This is a genomic window from Streptomyces hesseae, assembly GCF_031845785.1.
GTDB lineage: Bacteria > Actinomycetota > Actinomycetes > Streptomycetales > Streptomycetaceae > Streptomyces > Streptomyces hesseae.
In genome coordinates, this window is sequence record NZ_JAVRFI010000041.1 from 26,338 (window position 1) to 37,031 (window position 10,694).

A 10,694-nucleotide genomic window follows, 5' to 3' on the forward strand; every position below is an offset into this window, starting at 1 on the left:
GGGTCGTGGTGTCGCGGCCCCGGGTTCACCGGCTTCGTCAGGGCTTCGTCCGGCTTCGTCCGTGACGGGGTGACGGTGGGTGCGGAACCGGTACCTTCGATGGGGTTCGACGGCTCGTGCGGCCTTGGGGGCTTCGGTGGGGATCGAGAGCGATCAGCTGGTTTACGACTATCTGAGCAGGGTCGGGGACCTCGCCCAGAGACAGTCGCTCACCTCCGGCGACCGGATGCGGCTGGTCTCCCGGCTGCGCGCCGAGATCGAACGCCGCCGCGCCGTCGAGGGCGCCGACACCCCCACCGCCGTGCAGCGCATCCTCGACGGGCTGGGCACGCCGTCGGAGGCGGTGGCGGCCGGGGCGACGGGAGTGACGTCCGATGTGGGGCGGGTGCCGGCGCAGCGGCGGGCCGACGCGGAGGAGGCGGTGCCCTCCGTGCCGCGCGGGCGTCGGCTCGGCGGACCGGCGGCGCCGCCGCACCTGGCGACGGAGGAGGAGCTCGGCGCGACGGCGGACTGGTGGCGGGTGGAGCCGGGGCCGTTCACGAAGACGGATGCGGGTGGCGGGGACGCCGTGCATGGCTTCACCGGGGGGATCGAGATCCCGGACATGCTGAAGCCGCCGCCGGTGAAGCGGCCGGAGGCCGTCGAGAACGAGCCGGCCTCCTCGGCGGCGGAGCAGGCCGACGACGGGTCGGACTCCCCGGCCGACGACCGCCGCTTCAGCTTCTGGCGCTCCAAGGAGGGCGTCCCCATGAGCCCGCTCCTCCTGCTCGTGGCCGTACTCCTGATCGTCGGGGCGATCCTCGGCAACTGGCTGGTGCTCGCGGCGGGCTGGGCGCTGGCGTACGCGACGCGCCGCCTTACGCAGACGGAGTCGAAGTGGGCCGTCATGGGCGTCCCCGGCCTGGCGGTGGCCGGCGCGGTGATCTGGCTCTGGGGCCGCACGGAGGGTCGCTGGGGCGACCCGATACCGCAGGGGGCGATGGCGGCGGCCCTGGCGGAGACATGGCCGGTGGTGGTGAAGGTGGCGGCGGTGGCGTCAGCGGCGTTCGTGCTGTGGCGGGCGCGGCGGCCGGGGTGACGCCTGGGGGAGGGGTGACCACCCCCGGACCGGGGTAGTCACCCCTGCCACGGCCTCCCCGGCACGATCAGAGGTCCACCCGTCACCGGATCCGGGACGATGACCGCCTCCAGGCCGAAGACCTCCCGTACGAGCTCCGCCGTCACGACCTCCGACGGCCGCCCCCGTGCGACAACCCGGCCCGCCTTCATCGCGACCAAGTGGTCCGCGTACCGCGCCGCCTGGTTCAGGTCGTGGAGCACGGCCACCACCGTCCGCCCCCGCTCGTGGTTGAGGCGCCGGACGAGGTCCAGGACCTCGACCTGGTGGGAGATGTCCAGGTACGTCGTCGGCTCGTCGAGCAGCAGCAGGTCCGTCTCCTGGGCGAGTGCCATCGCGATCCACACCCGCTGGCGCTGCCCGCCGGAGAGTTCGTCCACCTGACGGTCCGCGAGCGCGGCGACGTCCGTGCGGGTCATGGCGTCGGTGACGGCCCGTTCGTCGTCCTCGGACCACTGCTGCCACCACCGCTGGTGGGGCTGTCGGCCCCGGGCGACGAGGTCGGCGACGGTGATGGCCTCGGGCGCCACGGGGGTCTGGGGCAGCAGCCCCAGCGACTGGGCGACCCGCCGGGTGGGGACGCGGGCGAGCTCCTCGCCGTCCAGCAGCACCGAACCCCGCGCGGGCTTCAGCAGCCGCCCCAGCGCGCGCAGCAGCGTCGACTTGCCGCACGCGTTGGGGCCGACGATCACCGTGACCTCGCCGTCCGGGACGTCCAGGTCCAGGCCCTCGACGACCGTGCGCTCCTCGTAGGAGAGCGTCAGGTCCCGGGCACCCAATCGGCTCGTAGCGCTCGTAGCGACAGTCACGCTTTCCCTCCCGTACGCCCGCGGGCGATCAGCCAGATCAGGTACGGCGCCCCCACGGCCGCCGTGAGGACGCCCACCGGCAGCTGGGTGGGCTCCAGGAGCTTGCGCCCCAGCAGGTCCGCCGTCACCACGATGAACGCGCCCAGCAGCGCCGAGCCCAGCAGCGGGATCTGCGCGGTGCGGGTCATGCGGCGGGCGATCTGCGGGGCGAGCAGCGCCACGAAGTCCACCGGGCCGGCCGCGCCCGTGGCGACGGAGGCGAGGACGACGCCGAGGCCCACCAGCCCCAGCCGGGTCCGGTTCAGCCGGACGCCCAGCGCGGTCGCGGTGGCGTCGTCCAGCGACACCGTGCGCTGCACCCGCGCCGCCCAGCACACCGCGGGCAGGGCGGCCAGCAGGGTCCAGGCGAGCGGGGCCGCCTCGTCCCAGCCGCGCGCGCTCAGGGAGCCCGTCAGCCACACCTTGGCCTGCTGGGCGACGAGGTAGTCGCCCTTGGTCAGGAACAGGTGGGTGACCGAGCGCAGGGCGACGGCGAAGCCGATGCCGATGAGCACGAAGCGCGCGGCCTGGAGTCCGCCCCGCCACGCGAAGGCGTAGACGAGGCCCGCCGCGAGCAGCCCGCCCACCACCGACAGATACGGCAGGGCGGAGTACGAGGTGATCCCGAAGGTCATCGCCCCGACCGTCAGCGCCCCCGCGCCCTGGCTGACCCCGATGACGTCGGGGCTGGCCAGCGGGTTGCGGGCGACGGTCTGGATGAGCGCCCCGGCCACGCCGAAGGCCGCCCCGGCGAGCAGGCCCACGGTCATCCGGGGCAGCCTGGCGGTGCCCACGGCGAACTCGGCCGGCGACGGCTGCCCGAGGAGCACCTTCAGGACCTCGCCCGGCGACGTGTTCGGCATGCCCAGGCACAGGTACGCCAGGCACGCGCCGGCCAGCAGCACGGTCAGCCCCAGGGCGACGGCCGTGGCCCGCCGGTGGACGAGGAACGAGCCGCGCCCGGCCCGCACGAGCGCGTACCCGTGCGGTCGGGCGCCGGGTATCGCGCTCACGCCGCCACCGCCTTGCGGCGGACCAGCGTGACCAGGAAGGGCAGGCCGAGCAGCGCGGTCATCACCCCGGACGGCACCTCGCCCTCCGTGTAGATCACCCGGCCGAGGACGTCGGCGGTCAGCAGGATCACGGGGCCGAGGAGCGCGGCCATGGGCAGCACCCAGCGGTGGCCGGTGCCCACGAGCGCGCGGGCGATGTGCGGGACGGCCAGGCCCAGGAAGGCGATCGGGCCGGCGGCCGCGACCCCGGCGCCGGTGAGCACGGTGGCGCCGAGCCCGGCGGTGATCCGGACGAGCCCCACGTTGCGGCCCAGGCCCTTCGCCATGTCCTCGCCCAGCGCGAGCGCGTCCAGCCCCCGGGCGGACGCCAGCACGGCCGCGGCGCCCACCAGCAGGAACGGCCAGAGCTGCCCGGCGATGGCCGCGTCGCGCCCGGCGATCGAGCCGACCTGCCAGAAGCGGAACTCGTCCAGCGCCGACGCCCGCGTGGTCAGGACGCCGGAGATGACGGAGACCAGCAGCGCGTTGATCGCGGCCCCGGCCAGCGCCAGCTTCACCGGCGAGGCACCGCCGCGCCCGCGCGTGGCGACGGCGTAGACGCCCACGGAGGCCACGGCGGCGCCCACGAAGCCGAACCAGACGTAGTCGCTCAAGCGGTGGAGCCCCGCCGCCGTCATGGCGACGACGACGCCCAGCGAGGCGCCCTGACTGATGCCGAGGACGCCCGGGTCGGCGATGGGGTTGCGGGTGATGCCCTGGAGCGCGGTGCCGGCCAGGGCGAGGGCCGCGCCGACCATCACCCCGATCAGGGTGCGCGGCACGCGGAAGCTGCGCACGGTCACGGAGTCGGGATCCGTGCCTCCGTGGAGCAGCGCGTCGAGGACGTGGGCGGGGGCCACCGGGCGGCTGCCGACGGCGAGGCTGAACAGGGCCGCGACGAGCAGGGCGGCGAGCGCTGCCGCCATCCAGCCGACGCGGCGGCGGACCGAGGACGGTCCGGGGCTGCTGATCGGGACGGCGGCTGACATCGCTTCCAAAACGGCCGGCCTCAAAAGGGTCGGCAGGTCGACAATCCGGCATTGAGGTCATGGCGACGCCAATGCCGCGAACGGTTGTGGTTAGGCGAGGCTAAGTGTACGGGTGGGGTGCTTGGCACAATGTGGGGCATGACCCCGTATCCGAGCACGACCCCGCGCACGGACCACCGGTACGCCTTCACGGTCGGCTTCGACCTCGATCTGACCCTGGTCGACTCGCGGCCCGGCATCAGGGCCGCCTACGCGGCGCTCGCGGCCGCCACGGACACCCACATCGACCTCGACCTGGTCATCAGCAGACTGGGCCCGCCGCTCGTCGAGGAACTGCGCAACTGGTTCCCGGAGGAGCGGATCGCCGAGGCCAACGCCCTCTACCTGGCCGGCTACCCCCAGCACGGCATCGCCCCCTCGCCCGCGATGCCGGGCGCGCTGGACTCCCTGGCCGCCATCCGGGAACTGGGCGGCCGGTCCATCGTCGTCACCGCCAAGAACCCCCGGAACGCCCGGCTCCATCTGGACCACCTGGGCATCGACGCCGACGAGCTCATCGGCGACCTGTGGGCCGAGGACAAGGCCCTCGCCCTGCGCGCCCACGACGCCTCCGTCTACGTGGGCGACCACATCGGGGACGTACGCGGCGCGCGGAAGGCCGGCGCGCTCGCCGTGGCGGTGCCCACCGGGCCGTACGGCGCGGCCGAACTGCGCGCGGCCGGGGCGGACGTGGTCCTGCCCGGCGGCCTGACCGACTTCCCGGCCTGGCTGCGCGGCCACCGCGCCGGCCCGACGGGCTGACGGGACGGCTCGCTAGCTCGCGGACTCCATCGCTCCGCGCGCCTCGCGGCGCTGCTCGGCGATGGAGCGCAGCACTCCCGCGCCGGAGATCAGGAATCCCACTCCCATCAGCATGCAGACGAAGTACGCTGCGGGCGGCAGGGGATCGGCACCGAGGAACAGCGGGGCGACCGTGGCCAAAGTGGCCACCGCGCCGACGAGAAAGACGACGGCGCCGGTCCGTACCAGCAGATCCCCGGCTCGGGGCGTTTCGCTACTCACCTGACCAGGGTAGATCCCAGGGCACGGACTGGACGCGCAGAGGTACGACCCGAGGACGTCTTGTCACCGGGCCCGGGACCATTAGCCTTGGGGGTAGCGGGTCTTGCGACCCGCTGTAGTGCTATCCAGAGCTGTTTTTCTCTTGATTGCAGCGATTTATTCGTTTTTTCGGTATCCGACGAGACACGAGGACGAGGACAGACGTGCCTACCGGCAAGGTCAAGTGGTTCAACAGCGAGAAGGGCTTCGGCTTTCTCTCCCGCGACGACGGCGGCGACGTCTTCGTGCACTCCTCGGTGCTCCCGGACGGGGTCGACGCCCTCAAGCCCGGCCAGCGCGTGGAGTTCGGCGTGGTGGCCGGCCAGCGCGGTGACCAGGCGCTGTCGGTGACCCTGCTCGAAGCCCCCCCGTCGGTCGCCGCCGCGCAGCGCCGCAAGCCCGATGAGCTGGCCTCCATCGTCCAGGACCTCACCACGCTCCTGGAGAACGTCACCCAGCAGCTCGAGCGAGGCCGCTACCCGGAGAAGGCCCAGGGCTCCAAGATCGCGGGCATGCTGCGGGCCGTCGCGGACCAGCTGGACGTCTGACGCGGTCATGGGCGGCCCCGCCGGGGCCACCCATGCCGATCACACGAAGTCGAGCGCGTCCGGGCCGAGGGGAGGTACGAGCCCCTCGGCCGCGGCGCGCGTCAGTAGCCCGCGCACGGCGGCGTAGCCGTCCTCGCCCAGACCCGCGGTGAACTCGTTCACGTACAGCCCGATGTGCTGGTCCACCACCGCCTGGTCCATCTCCTGGGCGTGCGCCAGGACATACGGACGCGAGGCCGCCGGATCGTCCCAGGCCATCCGCACGGACGTACGCGCCGCCTCGCCCAGCGACCTCAGCCGCTCCGCGCCCAGTGAGCGCTTGGCGATGATGGCGCCCAGCGGAATGGGCAGGCCCGTGGTGTCCTCCCAGTGCTCGCCCATGTCGGCGAGCTTGTGCAGCCCGTAGTTCGCGTAGGTGAAGCGGGCCTCGTGGATGACCAGACCGGCGTCCACCTTGCCGTCCCGCACGGCCGGCATGATCTCGTGGAAGGGCAGCACCACGACCTCGCCGACCCCGCCGGGGACCTCGGCGGCCGCCCACAGCCGGAACAGCAGATAGGCCGTCGAGCGCTCGCTCGGCACGGCGACGGTCTTCCCCGCCAGATCCGCCGCGCTCCCGGCCTCCCGGGTCAGCACCAGCGGGCCGCAACCGCGTCCCAGCGCCCCGCCGCAGGGCAGCAGCGCGTACTCGTCGAGCACCCACGGCAGCACCGCGTAGGACACCTTCAGCACGTCGAATTCACCGCGCTCGGCCATGCCGTTGGTGACGTCGATGTCCGCGAAGGTGACGTCCAGGGCGGGGGCGCCGGGGATCCGGCCGTGTGCCCAGGCGTCGAAGACGAAGGTGTCGTTGGGACACGGCGAATAAGCGATCTTGAGCGGCGCGCTCATATCAGCCCCCTTGAACAGGCAACGAGTCGGTCGACGAACCCAATACCGGAAAAAGCGTCACAAAGGCACCGGTGAGCGCGCGCAGCGCCTCCCCGATGCGCCAGGCGCCCTTGTCGCGCGGCCCGACCTCGTTGGACACCGCCCGCAGCTCCAGCACGGGCACCCCATGGGCCTTCGCGGCCTCGGCGACGCCGAAGCCCTCCATGCCCTCGGCCACCGCGCCCGGGTGACGGCCGGCCAGCTCACCGGCCCGCTCGGCGGTGCCGGTGGCGGTGGAGACGGTCAGCACCTCGCCGCGCACCGCGCCGGTCGCCCCGGCCACGGCCCGTACGAGCTCCTCGGCGGCCCGGTGGGAGTGCGAGCCGAAGCCCAGCTCGGTGACCGACAGGAAACCGCCGTCGCCGGACTGGGCGCCCAGATCGGCGGCGACCATCGTGTCGGACACCACCACCGCGCCGACGGGCGCTACGGGCGCGAAGCCGCCCGCGATGCCCGCCGAGACCACCAGTCCGTAGGGGTCGCCCGCGAGCGCGGCGGCGGTCAGCGCCGTCGCCGCCCCGGCCGCCGCTGCGGCCGGGCCGACACCGGCGGCCAGTACGTCGCACACCACCGCGCCGCCGTCCGGCACCACCCGGTGCAGCACGGCGCCGCCGGGCAGCGGGAACTCCCGCCGCTCCGGCGCGGCGGCGGTCACGGCGTCGCGTTCCGCCGGGACGGCGGTGACGACGAGGACACGCATCGGTCGCGGGATCAGGACTCGCGCTCGATGTTGAAGTTCCAGACGCCCAGGGCCTTGCCCGTGCTCACCTCGACGATGCTGACCTGCGTCTTGGCGGCCGCACCACCCTGGCCGCCGGCGAAGAAGGCGCTGGCCGGGATCGTCCGGTACGTCTTCTTGTTCGGCTCCTGCTCGGCGGGCTGGCCGTTGATGAAGATGGTCCAGCCCTCATCGGCGATCTTCGGGTCGACACCGAAGCGGAGCTTGTCCTCCATGGACGCCTTGACGGTCTTCTCGGCGCTCTCCTTGAGGCAGGAGGCGACCTTCTCGTTGCCGAGGGCGTTGCCGTCGTCGTAGCAGGCGGCTTCGGAGGTCACCGTGGTCGAACCGACGGTCACGGTCGCCAGCGGCGTGGGCTTGTCGCAGGCGGTGAGGGCGACGAGCCCGAGGGCCACGGCCCCGACGGCGGCAGCGGCACGGCGGCGCTTGCCGCGGCCGAGTTCCCCGGAGGCGCGACCCGACACCGCGAGGTCATCAGTAACGGTCATGCGGGCAGGCTATCGGGCCCCTCGCATCAGGCCACGCGCGGGTGCGGCGAGCCGCGCCGGGCGGCCGCCAGCAGCCCCCGTACGGCAGTGGCCACGCCCAGCGCCAGGAACGCCGCCGCCACCGACATCCCCACCACACCATTGAGCGGCAGCAGGATCCCGATGGCCCCGCCCACCACCCAGCACATCTGCAGCAGTGTCTCCGATCGGGCGAACGCGGACGTCCGCACCTCCTCCGGGACATCCCGCTGAATGAGGGAATCCAGCGACTGCTTCCCCAGCGCCTGCGAGATCCCCGCGACCGCCGCCACCACGACCACCATGAAGGCCCCGAACAGCACCGCCGCCACGACCGTCGTCCCCAGCGTCACCGACAGCACCAGCGCGATCATCTTCTCCGGCCCGCGCGAGCGCAGCAGCGCCGCGATGGCCGTCCCCAGCGCGTTCCCCGCACCGGCCGCCACGGCCACCACACCCAGCGAGAACGCCGGACTCAGCCCGCCCAGCGGATGCACTCTCAGCAGAAACGCCAGGAAAAACGTAAGAAACCCCGACAGCATCCGCAGCGCCCCGTTGGCCTGGAGGCCGTGCACCACCGACGCCCCCACCGTGCGCAGCCCGGGAGCCCTGGCCTTTCCCCGCCGCGTGACCGGACTCCGCATGACCGGACCCCGCCGCCGGGACTCCGGAGCCGTCAACCGGGCCCGCGCCTCACCCTTGGCCGAGTCCACCTTGGGCGGCAGCGAGAACGACAGGTACGTCCCGAACGCGAACACCACGAACGCCCCGTACAGCGGCCACTGAGGCCCCAGCTGATGCAGCGCCGCGCCCAGCGGGGCCGCCAGGCCCGTGGCCAGCAGGCCGCCCAGCGTCACCCGGGAATTCGCCTTCACCAGCGCGATCCGCGGTGGCAGCAGCCTCGGCACCACGGCCGAGCGCACCACCCCGTACGCCTTGGACGCCACCAGCACGCCCAGCGCCGCCGGATACAGCTCCAGCCCGCCGGTGGCCACCGCGCCCGACATCATCAGCGCCAGCAGCGCCCGCGCCAGCATCGCGGAGGCCATCGCCGCCCGCCGGCCGTGCGGCACCCGGTCCAGCAGCGGACCGATCACCGGCGCGAGGAAGACGAACGGCGCCATCGTCACCGCCAGGTACAGCGCCACCCGCCCCCGCGCCTGGTCCGTGGGGACCGAAAAAAAGACGGTGGACGCCAGCGCCACGGTGATCAGCACATCACCGGCCGAATTCACCGCGTGGAGCTCGATCAGCTTGCCCAGGCCCGACTCGCCCGCGCCATGCGCGTGCGTCGCCCGGCGCACGCCGCGCGCCGCACCCTGGAAAGGGGCGCGCAGCACCCGGCCGGCGCCCCGGGCCGTACGCCGGAGCGGACCGCCCTCGGCTGACCGGATGGCTCCCACCACGCCATACTGCCCCAACTGACACCGTGCATGGCACTTTCGCCTTATCCACGGGGCGCGCCCGTGACGACGCGCCGGTGTCGCTCACGACGACGCGCCGGGCTCGCCGAAGCCCGGGTATCCCCCGGGCGGCCGCGCGGGGTAGCGTGCGTAGCGCGCCACCGGCCGTAGCTCTTGGCCGCACCCCGAGTCCCCATCCCGCAGAATGGGTGATGACAGGTGCGCCCGAGGCCGTCGGGCGCGGACGTCGACGCGGCCCAGTGGTCCGCTCCGTCCGCAGGCCCGATCGTTCGGCTGGCGCACTCGTGAGACGGCGTGGAAGAGAGAATCGATTCTTGTGAGTGCTGCGATGCGAAGCCGTACCCCGGACCGCCTGTGCGCCGAGGCGGTCGACGTCGCCCGGGCGGCCGCCGAGGAAGCGGCCCGGCCGGGCAAGGTCGGCGACCACGTCGAGGTCGTCGCCGACGGGGACCGCGTCGTCACGCACTACTTCCTCTGCGAGGACCCCGGCTACCGGGGCTGGCGCTGGGCCGTCACCGTCGCCCGCGCCTCCCGCGCCAAGAACGTCACCCTTGACGAGACCGTCCTCCTCCCCGGCTCCGACGCCCTCCTCGCCCCCGAGTGGGTGCCCTGGAGCGAGCGGCTGCGCCCCGGCGACATGGGCCCCGGCGACCTGCTCCCCACCGACGCCGAGGACCTCCGCCTGGAGCCGGGCCTCTCCGGCGAGGAGGAGCCGCCGCCGAACTCCGCCATCTCCGCGGAGATGGCCGAGCTCGTCGAGGCCGAGGACGCGGACGTCACGGCCGGCCCCCCGAGCAGCCTGTCCACCGCGCCCCGGCGCGGCTCCATCGCGGCCCTCGCCGAGGAACTCGGCATGCGCCGCGCCCGGGTCCTCTCCCGCTACGGGCTGCACACCGCCGCCGACCGCTGGGACGAGTCCCACGGCTCCAAGACCCCCATGGCCCAGGCGGCCCCCGCGTCCTGCGTCAGCTGCGGCTTCCTCGTCCCCATCGGCGGTTCGCTCGGCCAGGCGTTCGGTGTCTGCGCGAACGAGTTCGGTCCGGCGGACGGGCACGTCGTGTCCCTCTCGTACGGGTGCGGCGGGCACTCGGAGGCCGCGGTCATGCCGCGGCCGCCGCGGCCGGCTCCGCCGGTGATCGACGAGACGCGGGTGGATGTCCTCCCGCTCCGGGAAAACGAGGCGGCGGATGCCGAGTCCGAGGACGATCTCGGGCACTCCTGAGTTCCGGCTCGCCGCCGGTGGGGGTGCCCCGCGCCTGGCGGCGCGGTTTCGCCCACCCGCCCGCCCGATTGCCCGGAAGCGCAGCCCCGAGGTAGTGACGTGAGGGGGCGGGGTGGGGCGGATGGGCCCTGGTACGGGGCGTAAAGAGCTCTTCGCCGCTGGAGCCAAATTCGGGGTACCCCGTACAGCGATAGCAGGCACCGCGAAGAGGTCAGCCC

General features: G+C 73.6%; 12 protein-coding genes. 4 read left to right on the top strand and 8 right to left on the bottom strand.

The features are described 5' to 3' along the window. The first annotated feature begins 136 nt into the window (after window positions 1-136). Window positions 137-1,078 carry a hypothetical protein gene (locus RM609_RS33475; protein ID WP_311616324.1) on the top strand — a complete coding sequence of 314 codons (942 nt, stop codon included), beginning with the start codon at window positions 137-139 and terminating at the stop codon, window positions 1,076-1,078. Between the two features lie 38 nt (window positions 1,079-1,116). Here RM609_RS33475 and RM609_RS33480 read toward each other — a convergent pair whose 3' ends face one another. The 3 genes from RM609_RS33480 to RM609_RS33490 are packed head-to-tail and all read right to left on the bottom strand — an operon-like array spanning window position 1,117 to window position 4,006. After that, entirely contained in the window at window positions 1,117-1,926 is an 810-nt protein-coding gene (locus RM609_RS33480) for an ABC transporter ATP-binding protein (protein ID WP_311616326.1), read from the bottom strand. Beyond that, a complete protein-coding gene (locus RM609_RS33485; RefSeq protein WP_311616328.1) occupies window positions 1,923-2,978 on the bottom strand; it encodes a FecCD family ABC transporter permease in 1,056 nt (351 codons plus the stop codon). Before RM609_RS33485 ends, RM609_RS33480 begins: the two co-directional genes overlap by 4 nt. After that, window positions 2,975-4,006 (bottom strand): FecCD family ABC transporter permease, encoded by a 1,032-nt coding sequence (locus RM609_RS33490; RefSeq protein ID WP_311616330.1) that lies wholly within the window; start codon window positions 4,004-4,006, stop codon window positions 2,975-2,977. The genes RM609_RS33485 and RM609_RS33490 overlap by 4 nt, the downstream gene beginning before the upstream one ends. Before the next feature lie 129 nt (window positions 4,007-4,135). Here RM609_RS33490 and RM609_RS33495 point away from each other — a divergent pair, with 129 nt between their 5' ends. After that, window positions 4,136-4,807 (top strand): HAD family hydrolase, encoded by a 672-nt coding sequence (locus tag RM609_RS33495; protein WP_438828600.1) that lies wholly within the window; start codon window positions 4,136-4,138, stop codon window positions 4,805-4,807. Window positions 4,808-4,819: 12 nt separating this feature from the next. Here RM609_RS33495 and RM609_RS33500 read toward each other — a convergent pair whose 3' ends face one another. Then, complete coding sequence (locus RM609_RS33500; protein ID WP_311616334.1) at window positions 4,820-5,068, bottom strand: hypothetical protein; 249 nt, start codon at window positions 5,066-5,068, stop codon at window positions 4,820-4,822. Between the two features lie 203 nt (window positions 5,069-5,271). On the opposite strand from RM609_RS33500, the gene RM609_RS33505 reads away from it, so the two are divergent. Then, window positions 5,272-5,655, top strand: a complete 384-nt coding sequence (locus RM609_RS33505; protein ID WP_311616336.1) for a cold-shock protein — start codon at window positions 5,272-5,274, stop codon at window positions 5,653-5,655. A 39-nt stretch (window positions 5,656-5,694) separates the two neighbouring features. Here the strand turns inward: RM609_RS33505 and RM609_RS33510 are convergent, their stop codons facing one another. Genes RM609_RS33510 through RM609_RS33525 form a run of 4 tightly spaced genes read right to left on the bottom strand, consistent with a single transcriptional unit; the run spans window position 5,695 to window position 9,233 of the window. After that, window positions 5,695-6,546 carry a 1,4-dihydroxy-6-naphtoate synthase gene (locus tag RM609_RS33510; protein WP_311616337.1) on the bottom strand — a complete coding sequence of 284 codons (852 nt, stop codon included), beginning with the start codon at window positions 6,544-6,546 and terminating at the stop codon, window positions 5,695-5,697. A 1-nt stretch (window position 6,547) separates the two neighbouring features. Continuing rightward, a complete protein-coding gene (locus tag RM609_RS33515; protein WP_311616339.1) occupies window positions 6,548-7,285 on the bottom strand; it encodes a futalosine hydrolase in 738 nt (245 codons plus the stop codon). 11 nt (window positions 7,286-7,296) lie between these two features. Then, on the bottom strand, window positions 7,297-7,812 hold the full coding sequence (locus RM609_RS33520; protein WP_311616341.1) for a DUF2771 domain-containing protein: 516 nt from the start codon (window positions 7,810-7,812) through the stop codon (window positions 7,297-7,299). 26 nt (window positions 7,813-7,838) lie between these two features. After that, on the bottom strand, window positions 7,839-9,233 hold the full coding sequence (locus RM609_RS33525) for an MFS transporter (RefSeq protein ID WP_311616343.1): 1,395 nt from the start codon (window positions 9,231-9,233) through the stop codon (window positions 7,839-7,841). Window positions 9,234-9,582: 349 nt separating this feature from the next. On the opposite strand from RM609_RS33525, the gene RM609_RS33530 reads away from it, so the two are divergent. Continuing rightward, window positions 9,583-10,476, top strand: a complete 894-nt coding sequence (locus RM609_RS33530) for a DUF3027 domain-containing protein (protein ID WP_311616345.1) — start codon at window positions 9,583-9,585, stop codon at window positions 10,474-10,476. Window positions 10,477-10,694: the final 218 nt, after the last annotated feature.

What these genes read in the sequence shown, in the direction of transcription:
- RM609_RS33490 (WP_311616330.1), bottom strand. Translation starts at nt 4,006, where the DNA reads ATGTCAGCCGCCGTCCCGATCAGCAGCCCCGGACCGTCCTCGGTCCGC.
- RM609_RS33495 (WP_438828600.1), top strand. Translation starts at nt 4,136, where the DNA reads ATGTGGGGCATGACCCCGTATCCGAGCACGACCCCGCGCACGGACCAC.
- RM609_RS33510 (WP_311616337.1), bottom strand. Translation starts at nt 6,546, where the DNA reads ATGAGCGCGCCGCTCAAGATCGCTTATTCGCCGTGTCCCAACGACACC.
- RM609_RS33515 (WP_311616339.1), bottom strand. Translation starts at nt 7,285, where the DNA reads ATGCGTGTCCTCGTCGTCACCGCCGTCCCGGCGGAACGCGACGCCGTG.
- RM609_RS33520 (WP_311616341.1), bottom strand. Translation starts at nt 7,812, where the DNA reads ATGACCGTTACTGATGACCTCGCGGTGTCGGGTCGCGCCTCCGGGGAA.
- RM609_RS33530 (WP_311616345.1), top strand. Translation starts at nt 9,583, where the DNA reads ATGCGAAGCCGTACCCCGGACCGCCTGTGCGCCGAGGCGGTCGACGTC.